Origin of the sequence: Streptomyces sp. NBC_01446, assembly GCF_026340095.1 — a bacterium.
GTDB lineage: Bacteria > Actinomycetota > Actinomycetes > Streptomycetales > Streptomycetaceae > Streptomyces > Streptomyces aureus.
On record NZ_JAPEPO010000001.1, the window covers coordinates 5,793,378 to 5,810,961 of the forward strand.

Consider the following 17,584-nt stretch of genomic DNA (forward strand, 5'->3'; position numbering starts at 1 on the left):
GTCAGGACGTCCAGATGCCCGTGATGTCCTTGCCCGACGCCGCGTTGCCCGCGTGCGGGAGGCCGTGCATGTCCTCGATCGTGCGCAGGACGTCGTAGTGGTTGTAGGTGGTCGCCGAGGTGGCGCCCGGGGTGACCTGCTGGCCGTAGAGGACCGTCGGGATCTTGTTGCCGGCCAGGCGGTTGTCCTCGTCGAAGGTGACGACGAGGAGGCTGTTGTGCGTCTTCGCCCAGGTCGCGTAGGCGGAGAGGTTGTTCTCCAGCCAGGTGTCACCGGTCGACACCGAGCAGTCGTGCATGTCGCTGCACAGGTCGGGGACCACGAAGGAGACCTGGGGGAGCGTCGAGTAGTCCGAGGGGAACTGCGCGAACGTCTTCGCCGTGGAGGTGGGGACGTTGCTGAACCCGAACCACGGGTTGTGCTTGCGGGCGTAGTCGCCGGACGAGCAGGTGGTCGAACCCTGGCTCGGCAGGCCCTCGTTGTAGCTGCCCCAGGTCTTGCCGGCGGCGATCAGCTCGGAGGCCAGGTTGGGCTGCGAGGAGAAGCCGGGCGTGTAGCAGCTGTCGTCCGTGATGCCCTGGGTGGCGCCCGAGAACAGCGCGAAGTAGTTCGGCTGGCTCGGGTGCGTCAGCGCGTACGAGGCCGAGAGGCCGGCGCCGTTCGTCTTGAGGCTGTTGATGTACGGGGCGCTGGAGGAGCCGATCACCTGGTTGTAGGCGTGGTTCTCGAAGACCACGACCACGGTGTGGTCCGGGGTGGGGACGCCCGCCGCGGCCTGCGCGGACGAGCCGCCCACGCCGGACCACAGCGCGACCGCGACGGCGGTCAGGGCGAAGGCCGACGCGAGCGCCGCGGTGCGGCCGCGTCGGAACAGTGATCTGCCAAGCACGTGAGACCTCCGGTGGGGGGAGAGACGGCGGCGGTGCGGCTAGAGCATGCACACGCCAAGATGCCCCTGTCCCACGCACATGTGAAGGGCGGGTGAACCCTCAGCGCTCCGAGAGCGGGGCCGGCGCCTGCTGCACCGTCCAGCCGTTGCCGTCCGGGTCCGCGAAGAACATGAACGAGTTCCAGACGTCGCCGGGCCCGTCCTCCCAGCCCTTGGCCCCCACGTGCTGCACCGGGCTCACGTCCACGCCCCGCTCCAGCAGCTCGGCCCGCGCCGCGTCGATGTCCGTCACGCACATCTGGATGCCGGTCAGCGACCCCGGCCGCATCGCCTGCTGCCCCGGCGCGACCGGCAGACCCTGCTCCAGGGCGATCGAGCAGCGCGACCCCGGCGGCGTCAGCTGCACGATCCGGACGCCGTCCGTGACGACCTGGTCCACGTCGACCTTGAAGCCGAGCCCGTTCGCGTAGAAGTCCTTCGCCCGGTCGACGTCCGAGACGGGCACGACGACCACTTCGAGGGTCCAGTCCATGGGTGCTCCCTTTTCCGGCTGCGGTTTTCGACTGCGTTCTCAGACATGAGTGTGCTCCGGCTGCGCGAAGCACCGGCGCCCGTCCGGCCGTACCGTGTCTCCCGATGCTCCCGTCAAAGGGCAGACCCCGCACGCGGGCGGAACTCACCGGCGAAGCCTTAGGCTCTGGACCAGTGCGTGATCGAACAGGAGGCCGTGCGATGTCGGTGCCGCAAGGGCGCAGGAGCAGTACGTTCACGCGGCTGCTGCGGCACGGTTTCACGGATCCCTCCGCCGCCGAGCGGCTCCTCGACGTGCCGGGCCTCTCCGCCGTGCGCTCCGACCCGCTGCTCCTCGACGCCCTCGGCGCCACCGCCGACCCCGATCTGGCCCTCCTCGGGCTCGTCCGGCTCGTCGAGGCGCAGGCCGGCGACCCCGAGCGCCGGGAGCTCCTCGACACGCTCATCACGGCCAAGCCCCTGCGCGACCGGCTCCTCGGTGTCCTCGGCGCGTCCGAGGCGCTCGCCGACCATCTGGCCCGGCACCCGCTGGACTGGCAGGCCCTCGTCACCTACGAGCCGTCCGACCTGCACCCCGGTGTGGCGGAGTTCGAGCGGGGCCTCGCGGACGCCGTCGACCCGAACTCCCTGCGGGTCGCCTACCGGCGCTGCCTCCTGTCGATCGCCGCCCGTGACGTGTGCGGGACGACCGACATCGCCCAGACCGCCGCCGAACTCGCCGACCTGGCCACGGCCACCCTGCGCGCGGCCCTCGCCATGGCGCAGGCGGACGCGCCGGGGGACGCCGCGCTGTGCCGGCTCGCGGTCATCGCGATGGGCAAGTGCGGCGGCCACGAACTCAACTACGTCTCCGACGTGGACGTCATCTTCGTCGGCGAGGCCGTCGAGGGCGCCGACGAGGGCAAGGCGATCCAGGCCGCGACGCGGCTCGCCTCGCACATGATGCGGATCTGCTCCGACACGACCGTCGAAGGCACGATCTGGCCCGTCGACGCCAATCTGCGCCCCGAGGGGCGCAACGGTCCCCTCGTGCGGACGCTCTCCTCGCATCTCGCCTACTACCAGCGGTGGGCCAAGACCTGGGAGTTCCAGGCGCTGCTCAAGGCGCGGCCCGTCGCCGGCGACCCCGAACTCGGCGACGCGTACGTCAGGACGCTCTCGCCCCTCGTCTGGCAGGCCGCCGAGCGCGAGAACTTCGTGCCCGACGTGCAGAAGATGCGCAAGCGCGTCGTCGAGAACATCCCCGCAGGTGAGGTCGACCGGGAGCTGAAACTGGGTCCCGGCGGGCTCCGGGACGTCGAATTCGCCGTCCAGCTCCTGCAGTTGGTGCACGGCAGGGCCGACCTCTCGCTGCGCAGCGGCACCACCCTGGACGCGCTGGCCGCCCTCGCCGACGGCGGGTACGTGGGGCGGGTCGACGCCGTCCAGCTCGACGACGCCTACCGCTTCCTGCGCACCCTCGAACACCGCATCCAGCTCTACAGGCTGAGGCGTACACACCTCGTCCCCGAGGGCGACGCGGACCTGCGGCGCACCGGGCGCTCCATGGGCATGCGGACCGAGCCGATCACCGAACTCCACCGGGCCTGGCGCCGCCACACCTCGGTCGTGCGGCGCCTGCACGAGAAGCTCTTCTACCGTCCGCTGCTCGACGCCGTGGCCCAACTCGCCTCCGGTGAGACCAGGTTGAGCACCGAGGCGGCACGCGAACGGCTCGTCGCCCTCGGCTACCACGACCCCAGTGCCGCGCTGAGGCACCTGGAGGCGCTGGCGTCCGGCGTGACCCGCAAGGCGGCCATCCAGCGGACGCTGCTCCCGGTGCTCCTCGGCTGGTTCGCCGACTCCGCCGACCCGGACGCCGGGCTGCTCAACTTCCGCAAGGTGTCCGACGCGCTGGGCAAGACGCCCTGGTACCTGCGCCTGCTGCGGGACGAGGGCGCGGCCGCGGAGAACCTCGCACGCGTGCTCTCGGCCGGCCGGCTCGCGCCCGATCTGCTGATGCGCGCGCCGGAGGCCGTCGCCCTGCTCGGCGACCAGCGGGGCCTCGAACCGCGCGGGCACGCCCAGCTGGAGCAGGAGGTGCTGGCCGCGGTCGGGCGCGCGGACGGCGCCGAGCAGGCCGTCGCCGCGGCCCGCGGGGTGCGGCGACGTGAGCTGTTCCGTACGTCGGCCGCCGACATCATCGCCTCGTACGGCACCGAGGACACGCCCGCCGAGGCCGACCAGGGCGCCCTGGTGGACCGGGTCGGCGGCGCGGTCTCCGACATCACGGCCGCGACCCTCGCCGGGACGCTGCGGGCCGTCGTGCGCGAGGGGTGGGGGGACGAGCTGCCCACCCGGTTCGCCGTCATCGCCATGGGGCGGTTCGGCGGGCACGAGCTCGGCTACGGGTCGGACGCCGACGTGTTGTTCGTGCACGAGCCGCGCGAGGGCGTCGACGACCAGGAGGCGGCGAAGGCCGCGAACCGCGTCGTGTCCGAGATGCGGCGGCTGCTCGCCCTGCCGAGCGGGGATCCGCCGCTCCTCATCGACGCGGACCTGCGGCCCGAGGGCAAGTCGGGGCCGGTCGTGCGCACCCTCAAGTCCTACGAGGCGTACTACCGGCGGTGGTCCCTGGTGTGGGAGTCGCAGGCGCTCCTGCGGGCCGAACCGGTCGCGGGCGACCTGGACCTGGGGCGGCGCTTCATCGACCTCGTCGACCCGCTGCGGTTCCCGGCCGAAGGGCTCGGCGAGGACGCCGTGCGCGAGATCCGGCGGCTCAAGGCGCGTATGGAGTCCGAGCGGCTGCCGCGCGGCGCGGACCCGACGCTGCACACGAAGCTGGGCCGCGGCGGGCTCTCCGACGTCGAGTGGACGGTCCAGCTCCTCCAGCTCCAGCACGGGTGGGTGGAGCCGGGGCTGCGCACGACCCGCACCCGGGAGGCGCTCGCCGCGGCGTGCGCGGCGGAGCTGATCCCGGGCGAGGAGGCGGCGATCCTCGACGAGGCGTGGGTCCTCGCGTCCCGCGTGCGCGGCGCGGTCATGCTGGTGCGCGGCCGCCCGGGCGACACGTTCCCGTCCGACGGGCGTGAGCTCGCGGCCGTGGGACGGTACTTGGGCTACGACCCCGGCCACGTCGGCGACATGCTGGAGGACTACCGCCGCATGACGCGCCGGGCGCGCGCGGTGATGGAGGAGCGCTTCTACGGGGCGTAGCCCCCGCGGGTCACCTCCGCAGCGTGGACACGTGGGCGAGGAACCCGGTCAGCGCCAGTTCGAACGCCGCGTCGGCGCGGCCCGCGCCCATCGCGGCCAGGGCCGCCGCCAGCCGCGGCGTCGCGGTCTCGTCGGCCAGTTCCCACATCGCCTCCGGCGCCGCCATGTCCAGGGCGGAGCCGAGTACGACGTTCTCCAGGCCGATGATCACCGGCATCACGTCCGGCAGGGCGAACCCGGCGTCCAGCAGGAGCCCGGCCGCGAGCTCGTACTGGTCGAGGACGCGCGGGGCCCGCACGGGTGACGTCGTCAGCAGCGGGATCGCCTTGGGGTGGGCGGCGAAGGCGGCCCGGTAGGAGCGGGCCCAGTCCGCGAGGGCCTCGGCCCACGGCCGCTCGTCGCGGGCGAGCGTCGCGGGGTCGATCGCGGCGGCGACCCGCTCGCGCAGCAACTCCACGATCCCGTCCCGGCCGTCCACATGGTGATACACGGATCCCGTCTGGACCCCGAGCTTTGCGGCGATCCGCGGAACGCTGAAGTCGCCTTTCGCGTCGACGAGTTCGAGCGCGGCCGTGGTGATCCGCTCCCTGTCCAGCAGTGGCTTGCTCGGCCGTCCCATCGCGCGCTCTCCGAATCTGAGGTCTTCCCGAATGCCAAAAGGGAGGCTACATTGCCGAAACCGAAAGCCTTTAGGTTTCGCTTCCCGGCCACCGGGACGACGCCTCCGGGACCCCCGTCCCCCGCCGCCAGAAGGGCTTCCCTCCCCATGCCCGTAACCTCACCGCAGACGCAGACGCAGACGCAGGACAGCGCGACCGCGACCGCCGCGGAGCCCACCCTGCGCGCCGGCACCCTCGGCACCGCCGACATCGCCTTCTTCGTCGTCTCCGCCGCCGCCCCGCTCACCGTCATGGCGGGCGTCGCCCCGTTCGCCATCGCGCTCGGCGGCATCGGCGCCCCCGTCGGCTACCTCCTCGCCGGCCTGACGCTCGCCGTCTTCGCCGTCGGCTTCACCACGATGAGCCGCCACGTCCGCAGCGCCGGCGCCTTCTACGCGTACATCACGCGCGGCCTCGGCCGCTCCGTCGGCATCGGCGCCGCGCTGCTGGCCATGGTCGGCTACAACGGCATGGAGATCGGCGTCTACGGCCTGCTCGGCACCGCCACGCAGGACACCCTGCACGCCCTCTTCGGCATCGACATCCCCTGGCTGCCCGTGTCCCTCGCGGGACTCGTGCTCATCTGGTACGGCGGCTTCCGGTCCATCGACTTCGGGGCCAAACTCCTAGGCGTCCTGCTCTGCGCCGAGACCGGCATCCTCGTCCTGCTCGCGGGCGGCGTGCTCCTCAAGGGTGGCGCGCACGGCCTGTCCGCCGCGTCCTTCGCGCCGGGCAACGTGCTCGTCCCCGGCACCGCCGCCGTACTGGCCTTCGCCTTCGCCGCGTTCACCGGCTTCGAGTCGACCGTCATCTACCGCCGCGAGGCCCGCGACCCCGGCCGCACGGTGCGCCGCGCGACCTACATCGCGGTCGCCTTCCTCGGCGTGTTCTACGCGTTCATCGTCTGGACCGTCATCCAGGCCTTCGGCGACGCCCACGTCGTCCAGGCGGCGGGCAGCGACCCGGCAGGCCTGTTCTTCTCCGCCATCACCACCTTCGTGGGCGGCTGGGCGGCGGACCTGATGCACATCCTGATCGTGACCAGCGTCCTCGCCTCGCTCCTCGCCTTCCACAACGCGATCAACCGCTACGGGCTCGCGCTCGCTGAGGAGGGCGTCCTGCCGAAGATGTTCGGCACGGTCCATGCCAAGCACCGCTCCCCGTACCTCGCGGGCGTCGCGCAGACCGTGCTCGGCGCGGCCGTCGTCCTCGCCTTCTGGGCCGCGGGCGCCGACCCGTACGCGCAGCTGCTCCTGTGGGTGAACACCCCCGGCATGATCGGCCTGATGGCGCTCCAGCTGCTCGCCGCGATCGCCGTGCCGTTCTACTTCCGCCGCATCACCCACGAAGAGGGCGTGCTGCGCACGGTCGTCGCGCCGATCGCGGCGACGGTGCTCCTCAGCATCGCCATCGTGCTGGTCTGCACCCACCTCGACCTCTTCACGGGTGCGTCCTCCCTGGTCAACATGATCCTCATGGCCGTGGCCCCCGCCGTCTTCGTCCTCGGCATCGCCCTCGCCCGGCGCCTGCGCCGCACCAGGCCCGACGTGTACGAGCGCTTCGCGGCGGAACCGTCCGCCGACGCGTAGCCCGCAGAGCCCGCCCCTACGGAACGCAGCCCCACCCCGAACGGAGTTCACCCCCATGCCCGCAGCCGACCTCCTCCTCACCGGCGCCCGCGTCCGCACCCTCGACCCCGCGCTCCCCGAGGCGACCGCCGTGGCCGTCCGCGACGGTCTGATCGCCGCCGTGGGAGCCACCGAGGACGTCGTACGCGACTGGAACGGACCAGGCACCGAACGCGTCGACCTCACGGGCGCGACCCTCGTGCCCGGCCTGGTGGACGCGCACAGCCACCCGGTGTGGGGCCTGGAGATGGCGACCGGGACGGATCTGTCCGGCGTGCGGAACCTGGACGAGCTGCGGGCGGCCCTGCGCTCGGCGCCCCGCGTCGACGGCTGGGTCGTCGCCTGGGGGCTCGACCACAACGCGTTCGGCGGCCGCGCCGTCGACCGGGCCCTGATCGAGGACGTCCTCGACGGCGCGCCCGCCTTCGTCCGCCTCTACGACGGGCACTCCGCGCTGGCCGGCGGGGCCGCGCTCGCGGCGGCCGGGATCACCGGGCCGCGCGAGTTCGTCCAGCGCGCCGAGATCGTGTGCGACGCGGACGGCCGCCCGACCGGGCACCTCGTCGAGCACGCCGCGATGGACCTGATGCTCGCCGTCATGCCGCGGCCGTCGTTCGCCGAGCGCCGCGCCGGACTGCTCGCGCTGCTGTCCGACATGGCCGCCACGGGCCTGACCGGCGCGCACGTCATGGACCTCGGCCACGGTGACGTCCCGCAGCTGCTCGCCTCGGTCGAGGAGGAGGCCGTGCTGCCGCTGCGGCTGCGGCTCGCGCCCTGGTGCATGCCGGGCGTCGACCAGACCGGCCTGGACGAGCTGATCGCCGTCCAGCGCGAGGCCGGGCGGCACTGGCGGGTCGGCGGGGTCAAGTTCTTCATGGACGGCACCGTCGAGGGCGGCACCGCGTGGCTGGAGCACGCGGACTGCCACGGCCAGGGCACCGACGCGTTCTGGCCGGACCCGAAGGCGTACGCGGACGCGGTGCGGTACCTGCACGCGGCGGGCGTCGGCACCGCGACCCACGCGATCGGGGACGCGGCCGTCCGGCACGTCCTGGACACCGTCGAGTCCCTGGGCGAGAGCGGCCGGGGCGTGCACCGGATCGAGCACATCGAGACGGTCCCCGACGACACGATCCCGCGGTTCGCCGCGCTGGGCGTCGCCGCTTCGATGCAGCCGCCGCACACCGCGTACACCCGCGGCGACCACGGCGACGAGTGGTCGAAGCGCCTCGGCACGGACCGGGCCTCGCGCGCCTGGCGCATCAGGGACCTGCGGGACGCGGGCGCCGTGCTCGCGCTGGGCTCGGACTGGCCGATCGCGCACTACGACGTGCGCCGGGTCCTGTCCATGGCCCGGGTCCCCGAGGGCGCCGCCGGGCCGGCGCAGGGGCTCACGGGGCTCATGGCGCTGGAGGGCTGCACGTCACACGCGGCGCTGGCCGCCGGCGAGGACGGCGGGCGTATCGTCCCCGGTCTGCGGGCCGACCTCACGGCGTTCGGTGTCGACCCGGTCGAAGCCCCGGCCGACGAGGTGGCCGAGGCGCCGGTCCGCCTGACGGCGGTCGGCGGTCACGTCACGTACCGGGGGGCCTGACCCCGGACGCAGCGGGCGCCGGCACGAGGCGCGGCATGGTGTAGGGCAGCGCCCCGTACCAGAGCCGCGCCACCGTGAAGCCGAACGCGAGGCACGCCATGCCGCCCACCGCGTCCAGCCAGAAGTGGTTCGCGGTCGAGACGATGACGACCAGGGTCAGCGCCGGGTACAGGAGTCCGAGGACCCTCACCCACGGCACCGAGGCCAGGGCGAAGATCGTCAGGCCGCACCACAGGGACCAGCCGATGTGCATGGACGGCATCGCCGCGTACTGGTTCGACATGTGTTTCAGGTCGCCGGACGCCATCGAGCCCCAGGTGTGGTGAACCGCGACCGTGTCGACGAAGTGGCCGCCGTTCATCAGGCGGGGCGGGGCGAGCGGGTACAGGTAGTAGCCGACCAGGGCGACCGCCGTCGTCGCGAAGAGCGCCGTCCGGGCCGCCGCGTAGCGGCCCGGATGGCAGCGGAACAGCCAGACGAGCACACCGAGCGTGACGATGAAGTGCAGTGTCGCGTAGTAGTAGTTCATGCCGACGATGAGCCATGTCACCGAATTCACGGCGTGGTTGACGCTCTGCTCGACGGCGATGGAGAGATGGTGCTCCATGCGCCAGATCCAGTCGGCGTTCCTCAGAGCCTGCGACCGCTGCTCCGGAACGGCGTTGCGGATCAGGGAGTACGTCCAGTAGCTCACCGCGATCAGCAGGATCTCGAACCAGAGCCTGGGGCGACGCGGTGCGCGTATACGGCCGAGGGGTCCCCGCCCATCGCGGCGGTCATCCGCCATGGGTGATGTGGTGGGCCCCTGTTGGCCTTCCAGTGTCGTCACGGTCGATTCACCCATAGAGACAGAGTCTGCCAGATACCGACCCCTCGCTCGATCATCCCCCGGGTGGGTCATCCACGCACGCTCTACGTCCTGCGGAGGACGGGTTACCTAGGGGCGCGGCAGACGGTCCCCTGGGGCCGAAGCGGTTGAACCGCGGACCACCAGTTCGGGCATGAAGACGAATTCGCTGTGCGGCGCGGGCGTCCCGCCGATCTCCTCCAGGAGCGTGCGGACGGCCGCCTGGCCCATCGCCGGGACCGGCTTGCGCACCGTGGTCAGGGGTGGGTCCGTGAAGGCGATCAGCGGGGAGTCGTCGAAGCCGACCACCGAGACGTCGGACGGGACGTCGAGGCCTCGCTGCCGCGCCGCCCGTATGGCACCGAGGGCCATCATGTCGCTGGCGCACACGATCGCCGTGCAGTCCCGGTCGATGAGCGCCGTGGCCGCGGCCTGGCCGCCCTCCAGCGTGTACAGCGAGTGCTGCACCAGATCGCGCTCGATCTCCGCCGGGGACAGGGGCAGGAGGTCCTGCATCGTGCGTACGAAGCCCTCGATCTTCCGCTGGACCGGCACGAACCGCTTCGGGCCCAGGGCGAGCCCGATCCGCGTGTGGCCCAGCGAGACGAGGTGGGTGACGGCGAGCTGCATCGCGGCCCGGTCGTCGGGCGAGATGAAAGGTGCCTGCACCTTCGGCGAGAAGCCGTCGACCAGCACGAACGGCACACCCTGCGCGCGCAGCTGCTCGTAGCGCTGCATGTCCGCCGAGGTGTCGGCGTGCAGCCCGGAGACGAAGATGATGCCGGAGACGCCTCGGTCGACGAGCATCTCCGTGAGCTCGTCCTCGGTGGAGCCGCCGGGGGTCTGCGTGGCCAGGACCGGGGTGTAGCCCTGGCGGGTCAGGGCCTGGCCGATGACCTGGGCGAGCGCCGGGAATATGGGGTTCTCCAGCTCCGGCGTGATCAGGCCGACCAGTCCGGCGGAGCGCTGGCGCAGCCGCACGGGCCGCTCGTAGCCGAGGACGTCGAGCGCGGCAAGCACGGACTGGCGGGTGGCAGCGGCCACCCCCGGCTTGCCGTTGAGCACCCGGCTGACCGTCGCCTCGCTGACCCCCGCCTGCGCTGCGATGTCGGCCAGTCGCGCGGTCACGGGATGGGACTGTACCGGTCGCGCGTCGGACTGCCCACCGTCAACCGGTCGCCGCGTGCGGGCAGTTGAACGGCCCGCTGCGGACTGCTGCGTCATGGCGCTCCCTCGTCTGACTGGCATGTGGCTCGCGTGGGGCCCATGGGGTTCCGATGATCCCCGCGCCGGCCCGGTGTAGCAAGAGCTTGCAGATTCTTGCACAAGGCATCCGTGGCCTGTCAGACCGGTCGGCGCGCCCGCACGCCCCGGAGCGCAGGTCACGGACCGATAACCGACTGGATCTTCTTGCAATATTTTTCTGCAAGGTCTTTCGCCGTGCTTGCAACGCTGTTACGTTCACGTCGCCCGGCGGCGGCAACGGTGCGGTCGGCGAGTCGGCAAGGGGTACGGACGGGACCGTCTCCCACCACTTCGGGCTTTCACCCTCTAGGAGATCTCATGCGGCGTGGCATAGCGGCCACCGCGCTGGTGGCGTCCCTCGCCCTCGCGGCGACGGCCTGCGGCGGAAGCGACAGCGGCAGCGACAAGGCCTCGGGGCCCGTCACCATCACGTGGTGGGACACGTCGAACGCCACCAACGAGGCACCGACGTACAAGGCCCTGGTCAAGGAGTTCGAGAAGGCGAACTCCGGCATCAAGGTCAAGTACGTCAACGTCCCCTTCGACCAGGCGCAGAACAAGTTCGACACCGCCGCGGGCTCCAAGGGTGCCCCCGACGTGCTGCGCGCCGAGGTCGGCTGGACGCCGGCCTTCGCGAAGAAGAGCTACCTCCTGCCGCTCGACGGCACCGAGGCCCTCGCCGAGAAGGACAAGTTCCAGCCGAGCCTGATCAAGCAGGCCCAGTTCGAGGGCAAGACCTACGGCGCGCCGCTGGTCACCGACACCCTGGCCCTCGTCTACAACAAGGACCTCTTCAAGAAGGCCGGCATCGACCTGCCGCCCGCCAACTGGGCCGACCTGAAGGCCGACGCCGCCAAGATCAAGTCGAAGACGGGCATCGACGGCTACTGGGGCTCCACGCAGGGCTACTACTCGATGCCGTTCCTGTACGGCGAGGGCAGCGACACCGTCGACGCCTCCGCGAAGAAGATCACCATCGGTTCGCCCGAGGCCAAGAAGGGCCTCACGGCCTGGCAGGGTCTCTTCGACGGCAAGGGCCTGCACAAGGCCGACGCCACCGCCGACGCGTACGCCCACATCCAGGACGCGTTCGTGAACGGCAAGGTCGCCGCGATCATCCAGGGCCCGTGGGAGATCACCAACTTCTACAAGGGCTCCGCGTTCAAGGACAAGGAGAACCTGGGGATCGCGACCGTCCCGGCCGGCTCCACCGGCAAGGCGGGCGCCCCGACCGGCGGCCACAACCTCGCGGTCTACGCCGGCTCGGACAAGGCCCACCAGGAGGCCTCGCTCAAGTTCGTGAAGTGGATGACCTCCGCGGCCACGCAGGAGCAGATCGCCCTCAAGAACTCGACGCTGCCCACGCGCGAGGACGCGTACACCACGAAGGTCGTCACCGACCCGGGCATCGCCGGCTTCCAGAAGGTCCTCACCGCCGCCCAGCCGCGCCCCGAACTGCCCGAGTACAGCTCGCTGTGGGCCCCGCTCGACACCGAGTGGCCCAAGGTCGCCACCGGCAAGGAGTCCCTGGACAAGGGCATCGGCAACGCGCGGACCTCGTTCGCGAAGCTGGTCCCCGACTTCAGCAAGTGACCCCTCTTTGACGGCTGCCGCCGGTTCCGCCCGCGAGGGGGCGGGCGGAACCGGCGGCGCCGCGCCGCACGCAGTGAGCAGCCGATCCCCAGAAGGTGCCGAACCATGACAGTCGCCGTCGACAGCACGGCCGCCAAGACGCGCGGCGGCCGCGCGCCGCGCCCCGGCCCGCTCAAGCGCCTGCGGCGCTCGTACCAGAAGCACTGGTACGCGTACGCGATGATCGCGCCGGTCGTCGTCGTGCTCGGGGTCCTCGTGATCTATCCCCTGGTACGGGGCTTCTACCTGACGCTCACCGACGCCGACAGCCTCAACTCGGCGCGCACGATCGGCGTCAACCACATCGACGCCACGTACCAGTTCATCGGGTTCGGCAACTACGCCGACATCCTGTGGGGCCCGACCTCCTACGACCGCTTCTGGTCGCACTTCATCTGGACGATCGTGTGGACGGCGCTCTGCGTCGCCCTGCACTACGTCATCGGGCTCGGCCTCGCGATGCTCCTCAACCAGAAGATGCGCGGGCGCACCTTCTACCGGCTGCTGCTCATCCTGCCGTGGGCCGTACCGACGTTCGTCACCGTGTTCTCGTGGCGGATCATGCTGTCCGACTCCGGGATCATCAACTCCGTGCTCGGCTCGCTGCACCTGCCGCAGCCGCAGTGGCTGGAGGACACCTTCTTCCAGCGCTCGGCCGCCATCCTGGTCAACACCTGGTGCGGGGTGCCGTTCATGATGGTGTCGCTGCTCGGCGGCCTCCAGTCGATCGACCCGGTCCTCTACGAGGCCGCGGAGATGGACGGCGCGAGCCCCTGGCAGCGCTTCTGGAACGTCACACTGCCCGGCCTCAGGTCGGTCAGCTCCACCGTCGTACTGCTCGGCGTCATCTGGACGTTCAACCAGTTCAACGTCATCTTCCTGCTGTTCGGCAACACCGCGCCCGACGCCCAGATCCTCGTCACCTGGGCCTACTACCTGGGCTTCGGCCAGCAGCCGCGCGACTACGCCCAGTCCGCCGCGTACGGCGTGCTGCTCCTGTCGCTCCTCGCCGTCTTCACCTCCTTCTACTACCGCTGGCTGAACCGCAATGAGCAGCTCGCCTGACGCCGCAGGAGCCGCCTCCATGAGCACCACGACCGTCGACACCCCGGCGACCGGCGCGCAGCCGGTCACCGAAGCCGTCCGCCCGCGCCGGGCGCGCCGGCGCGGCGAACGCAGCCGCCTCGCGACGTTCCTGTCGCACGGCGTGCTGAGCGTCGCGAGCCTGATAGCCCTGTTCCCGATCGCCTGGCTGGTCTATCTGTCGCTCGGCCCGGACAAGGACGACTACCTCCACCCCGGGCGCATCCTCGACAAGGCGACCCTCTCGAACTACTCGTTCGTCCTGGAGCACACCAACTTCTTCAAGTGGCTCGAGTCCACGCTGATCGTGTCCCTGGGCACGACGGTCGTCGGCGTCCTGTTCGCCGCCACCACCGGCTACGCCGTCTCGCGCATGCGCTTCCCCGGCCACCGCAAGCTGATGTGGGTGCTGCTGCTCACGCAGGCGTTCCCGATCGCCGTCCTGATCGTGCCGATGTACGAGATCCTCGGCGACCTCGGCCTGATCGACACGTACGGCGGGCTCATCCTCGTGTACTGCTCGACCGCGGTGCCGTACTGCGCGTGGCTCCTCAAGGGCTACTTCGACACCATCCCGTACGAGATCGACGAGGCCGGCCGCATCGACGGGCTCTCGCCCTTCGGCACCTTCGCCCGCCTCATCGTCCCGCTGGCCAAGCCGGGCCTCGCGGTGGCCGCGTTCTACAGCTTCATCACCGCCTTCGGCGAGGTCGCCTTCGCCTCCACGTTCATGCTCGACGACGAGAAATACACCTTCGCCGTGGGCCTGCGCAGCTTCGTCAGCGAGCACGACGCGCAGTGGAACTACATGGCGGCGACCGCGGTGTTGATCGCCATTCCGGTGTCCGCGTTCTTCTACCTTGTCCAGAGGAACCTGGTCACCGGCCTCACGGCGGGCGGCACCAAGGGCTGAGCCCGGCCGCTCCGCCCGACCCCCGCACGCACGCAAACCCCTGACGCAGCAAGGACACCATGAGTCAGCACACTGCCGACACGGCGCAGGCCGGCGCGGCCTCCGCCTCGACCTCCGTTCCCGCGCAGGCGTCCACCGGCTGGTGGCGCGACGCGGTGATCTACCAGGTCTACCCGCGCAGCTTCGCCGACAGCAACGCCGACGGCATGGGTGACCTCGAAGGCATCCGCGCCCGGCTCCCGCACCTCAGAGACCTCGGCGTGGACGCGGTGTGGCTCAGCCCGTTCTACGCGTCCCCGCAGGCGGACGCCGGCTACGACGTCGCCGACTACCGTGCCGTGGACCCGATGTTCGGCTCCCTCCTCGACGCGGACGCCGTGATCCGCGACGCGCACGGACTTGACCTGCGCGTCATCGTCGACCTCGTGCCCAACCACTCGTCAGACCAGCACGAATGGTTCAAGCGGGCCCTCGCCGAAGGACCCGGATCGCCGCTGCGCGAGCGCTACCACTTCCGGGCCGGCAAGGGCGCGAACGGTGAACTGCCGCCCAACGACTGGGAGTCCATCTTCGGCGGCCCCGCCTGGACGCGCGTCGCCGACGGCGAGTGGTACCTCCACCTCTTCGCACCCGAGCAGCCCGACCTCAACTGGGAACACCCCGCCGTCGGCGACGAGTTCCGCTCCATCCTGCGGTTCTGGCTCGACATGGGCGTCGACGGCTTCCGCATCGACGTCGCGCACGGCCTCGTCAAGGCCGACGGCCTGCCCGACCTCGGCGCGCACGAGCAGCTGAAGCTGCTCGGCAATGACGTCATGCCGTTCTTCGACCAGGACGGCGTGCACGACATCTACCGCGCCTGGCGGCTGATCCTCGACGAGTACGCCGGCGAGCGCATCTTCGTCGCCGAGGCGTGGACGCCCACCGTGGAGCGCACCGCGCACTACGTGCGCCCCGACGAGCTGCACCAGGCCTTCAACTTCCAGTACCTGTCCTCCTATTGGGACGCGACCGAGCTGCGCGACATCATCGACCGCTCGCTCGACTCGATGCGTCCCGTCGGCGCCCCCGCCACCTGGGTCCTGTCCAACCACGACGTCACCCGGCACACCACGCGCTACGCCAACCCGCCCGGCCTCGGCACCCAGCAGCGCGTCGCCGCGGAGCCGGCGCTCGGCCTGCGCCGCGCCCGCGCCGCGACCCTGCTCATGCTGGCGCTGCCCGGCTCCGCGTACGTCTACCAGGGCGAGGAGCTCGGCCTGCCCGACGTCGTCGACCTGCCCGACGAGGTGCGCCAGGACCCGTCGTTCTTCCGCGCGGCCGGGCAGGACGGCTTCCGCGACGGATGCCGGGTGCCGATCCCGTGGACCGTCGACGGGCCCTCGTACGGCTTCGGGGCGGGCGGCTCGTGGCTGCCGCAGCCCGCGGGCTGGGGCGCGCTGAGCGTGGAGGCGCAGACCGGGGTGCCCGGCTCGACCCTGGAGATGTACCGCTCGGCGCTGGCCGTGCGGCGCGCGCACCCGGCGCTCGGGGCGGGTGACTCCGTCGAGTGGCTGGCGGCGCCCGAGGGCGTGCTCGCGTTCCGGCGGGAGCCGCGCGGCGGCGGCGAGGCGTTCGTGTGCGTCGCGAACACGACGGGCGCCGCGGTGCGTGTGACCGTGTCGGGCCGGGTCCTGCTGGCCAGCTCGGCCGCCGACGACATCGAGCACGGTGACGGTCACGCGGTCGTTCCCGCCGACACGACCGTGTGGTGGACCGTCTGACGTTCTGAACCGCTCTCCCCGGCACCCGCGCGGCCGGGGAGGGCATCCCCCCACAGCCCCCTGCGATTGGCAGGGACACCTCATCAGCACACCGACGTGCAGGAGGAAACATGGCTATCAGATCGCGGGCGGCCGCGCTCGCCCTCGCGGCCGGCACCCTCATAGGGGCCGCCGGATCCGCCGGGACGGCCCAGGCGGCCCCGCCCGGCGCCAAGGACGTCACCGCCGTCCTCTTCGAGTGGCGGTTCGACTCGGTGGCGAAGGAGTGCACCGCCCGGCTCGGCCCCGCGGGCTACGGATACGTCCAGGTCTCGCCGCCCCAGGAGCACATCCAGGGCCCCCAGTGGTGGACCTCGTACCAGCCCGTCAGCTACAAGATCGCGGGCCGGCTCGGGGACCGTACGGCCTTCAAGAACATGGTCGACACCTGTCACGCGGCCGGCGTCAAGGTCGTCGCCGACACCGTGATCAACCACATGGCGGCCGGATCGGGCACCGGTACCGGCGGCTCCGCGTACTCCAAGTACGACTACCCCGGCACCTACTCGGCCGCCGACATGGACAACTGCACCGCGCAGATCAGCAACTACCAGGACCGCTTCAACGTCCAGGAGTGCGAGCTCGTCGGCCTCGCCGACCTCGACACCGGCGAGGAGTACGTGCGCGGCCGCATCGCCACGTACATGAACGACCTCCTCTCGCTCGGCGTCGACGGGTTCCGGATCGACGCCGCCAAGCACATCGCGGCCGCCGACCTCGCCAACATCAAGTCGCGGCTCAGCAACCCGAACGCCTACTGGAAGCAGGAAGCGATCTACGGCGCCGGTGAGGCGGTCTCGCCCGGCGAGTACCTCGGCACCGGCGACGTCCAGGAGTTCCGCTACGCCCGCGACCTCAAGCGCGTCTTCCAGAACGAGAACCTCGCCTACCTCAAGAACTACGGCGAGGGCTGGGGCTACATGGCCTCCGGGCAGTCCGCCGTCTTCGTCGACAACCACGACACCGAGCGCGGCGGCGACACCCTCAACTACAAGGACGGCGCCGACTACACCCTGGCGAACGTCTTCATGCTGGCCTGGCCCTACGGATCACCGGACATCAACTCCGGCTACGAATGGACCGACAAGGACGCCGGACCGCCCAACGGCGGCACGGTGAACGCCTGCTGGCAGGACGGCTGGAAGTGCCAGCACGCCTGGCCCGAGATCCAGTCCATGGTCGCCTTCCGCAACGCCACCCGCGGCCAGTCCGTCACCGACTGGTGGGACGACGGCGCCGACGCGATCGCCTTCGGCCGCGGCGGCAAGGGCTACGTCGCGATCAACCACGAGTCCTCCGCGCTCACCCGCACCTACCAGACGTCGCTCGCCGCGGGCACGTACTGCGATGTGCAGAGCAACAAGGCGGTGAGCGTGAACAGTTCGGGCCAGTTCACGGCGACGCTCGGGTCGAACACGGCCCTCGCCCTGTACGCCGGCAAGTCCGGCTGCTGACCCGGATCCCGACCCCGCCCCTTTCCCGGTAACCCCCGTTCCGGCTGCCCGGCGCGTCCTCCCCGCTCGCGCCGGGCGGCCCTGTCCGCGCACCCCTGTGTCCCTCCCGCCG

The 17,584-nt window shown here is 71.3% G+C and carries 13 protein-coding genes; 8 read left to right on the forward strand and 5 right to left on the reverse strand.

The genetic code is table 11. From position 1 onward, the window contains the following. Position 1: 1 nt before the first annotated feature. Complete coding sequence (locus tag OG456_RS25950) at positions 2 to 889, reverse strand: alkaline phosphatase family protein (RefSeq protein WP_266564945.1); 888 nt, start codon at positions 887 to 889, stop codon at positions 2 to 4. Positions 890 to 989: 100 nt separating this feature from the next. Then, positions 990 to 1,421 carry a VOC family protein gene (locus OG456_RS25955; protein ID WP_266564947.1) on the reverse strand — a complete coding sequence of 144 codons (432 nt, stop codon included), beginning with the start codon at positions 1,419 to 1,421 and terminating at the stop codon, positions 990 to 992. A gap of 200 nt (positions 1,422 to 1,621) precedes the next feature. Between OG456_RS25955 and OG456_RS25960 the strand changes: the two genes are divergently transcribed. Continuing rightward, complete coding sequence (locus OG456_RS25960; RefSeq protein ID WP_266564949.1) at positions 1,622 to 4,615, forward strand: bifunctional [glutamine synthetase] adenylyltransferase/[glutamine synthetase]-adenylyl-L-tyrosine phosphorylase; 2,994 nt, start codon at positions 1,622 to 1,624, stop codon at positions 4,613 to 4,615. A gap of 10 nt (positions 4,616 to 4,625) precedes the next feature. Here the strand turns inward: OG456_RS25960 and OG456_RS25965 are convergent, their stop codons facing one another. Further along, positions 4,626 to 5,234: a TetR/AcrR family transcriptional regulator gene (locus OG456_RS25965; protein ID WP_266564951.1), complete on the reverse strand. Its 609-nt coding sequence runs from the start codon at positions 5,232 to 5,234 to the stop codon at positions 4,626 to 4,628. Positions 5,235 to 5,381: 147 nt separating this feature from the next. Between OG456_RS25965 and OG456_RS25970 the strand changes: the two genes are divergently transcribed. Beyond that, complete coding sequence (locus OG456_RS25970; RefSeq protein WP_266564953.1) at positions 5,382 to 6,863, forward strand: APC family permease; 1,482 nt, start codon at positions 5,382 to 5,384, stop codon at positions 6,861 to 6,863. A gap of 55 nt (positions 6,864 to 6,918) precedes the next feature. Continuing rightward, entirely contained in the window at positions 6,919 to 8,496 is a 1,578-nt protein-coding gene (locus OG456_RS25975) for an amidohydrolase (protein WP_266564955.1), read from the forward strand. Here OG456_RS25975 and OG456_RS25980 read toward each other — a convergent pair. Beyond that, positions 8,477 to 9,340 (reverse strand): phosphatase PAP2 family protein, encoded by an 864-nt coding sequence (locus OG456_RS25980; protein WP_266564957.1) that lies wholly within the window; start codon positions 9,338 to 9,340, stop codon positions 8,477 to 8,479. The genes OG456_RS25975 and OG456_RS25980 overlap by 20 nt on opposite strands. 93 nt (positions 9,341 to 9,433) lie before the next feature. Next, complete coding sequence (locus OG456_RS25985) at positions 9,434 to 10,471, reverse strand: LacI family DNA-binding transcriptional regulator (protein WP_266564959.1); 1,038 nt, start codon at positions 10,469 to 10,471, stop codon at positions 9,434 to 9,436. Between the two features lie 435 nt (positions 10,472 to 10,906). Here OG456_RS25985 and OG456_RS25990 point away from each other — a divergent pair, with 435 nt between their 5' ends. The 5 genes from OG456_RS25990 (at position 10,907) to OG456_RS26010 (ending at position 17,472) form a co-directional block, all read left to right on the forward strand. Then, entirely contained in the window at positions 10,907 to 12,181 is a 1,275-nt protein-coding gene (locus OG456_RS25990; protein WP_266564961.1) for an extracellular solute-binding protein, read from the forward strand. A 105-nt stretch (positions 12,182 to 12,286) separates the two neighbouring features. Then, complete coding sequence (locus OG456_RS25995; protein WP_266564963.1) at positions 12,287 to 13,285, forward strand: carbohydrate ABC transporter permease; 999 nt, start codon at positions 12,287 to 12,289, stop codon at positions 13,283 to 13,285. Between the two features lie 19 nt (positions 13,286 to 13,304). Then, complete coding sequence (locus OG456_RS26000) at positions 13,305 to 14,216, forward strand: sugar ABC transporter permease (RefSeq protein WP_266564965.1); 912 nt, start codon at positions 13,305 to 13,307, stop codon at positions 14,214 to 14,216. Positions 14,217 to 14,275: 59 nt separating this feature from the next. Next, positions 14,276 to 15,979, forward strand: coding sequence for a glycoside hydrolase family 13 protein (locus tag OG456_RS26005; RefSeq protein WP_266564967.1), 1,704 nt, complete (start codon positions 14,276 to 14,278; stop codon positions 15,977 to 15,979). A gap of 110 nt (positions 15,980 to 16,089) precedes the next feature. Next, positions 16,090 to 17,472 (forward strand): alpha-amylase family protein, encoded by a 1,383-nt coding sequence (locus OG456_RS26010; RefSeq protein ID WP_266564969.1) that lies wholly within the window; start codon positions 16,090 to 16,092, stop codon positions 17,470 to 17,472. Positions 17,473 to 17,584: the final 112 nt, after the last annotated feature.

Coding starts and splice junctions, on each gene's coding strand:
- OG456_RS25955 (WP_266564947.1), bottom strand. CDS start 1,421: ATGGACTGGACCCTCGAAGTGGTCGTCGTGCCCGTCTCGGACGTCGAC.
- OG456_RS25960 (WP_266564949.1), top strand. CDS start 1,622: ATGTCGGTGCCGCAAGGGCGCAGGAGCAGTACGTTCACGCGGCTGCTG.
- OG456_RS25965 (WP_266564951.1), bottom strand. CDS start 5,234: ATGGGACGGCCGAGCAAGCCACTGCTGGACAGGGAGCGGATCACCACG.
- OG456_RS25970 (WP_266564953.1), top strand. CDS start 5,382: ATGCCCGTAACCTCACCGCAGACGCAGACGCAGACGCAGGACAGCGCG.
- OG456_RS25975 (WP_266564955.1), top strand. CDS start 6,919: ATGCCCGCAGCCGACCTCCTCCTCACCGGCGCCCGCGTCCGCACCCTC.
- OG456_RS25980 (WP_266564957.1), bottom strand. CDS start 9,340: ATGGGTGAATCGACCGTGACGACACTGGAAGGCCAACAGGGGCCCACC.
- OG456_RS25990 (WP_266564961.1), top strand. CDS start 10,907: ATGCGGCGTGGCATAGCGGCCACCGCGCTGGTGGCGTCCCTCGCCCTC.
- OG456_RS25995 (WP_266564963.1), top strand. CDS start 12,287: ATGACAGTCGCCGTCGACAGCACGGCCGCCAAGACGCGCGGCGGCCGC.
- OG456_RS26000 (WP_266564965.1), top strand. CDS start 13,305: ATGAGCACCACGACCGTCGACACCCCGGCGACCGGCGCGCAGCCGGTC.
- OG456_RS26005 (WP_266564967.1), top strand. CDS start 14,276: ATGAGTCAGCACACTGCCGACACGGCGCAGGCCGGCGCGGCCTCCGCC.
- OG456_RS26010 (WP_266564969.1), top strand. CDS start 16,090: ATGGCTATCAGATCGCGGGCGGCCGCGCTCGCCCTCGCGGCCGGCACC.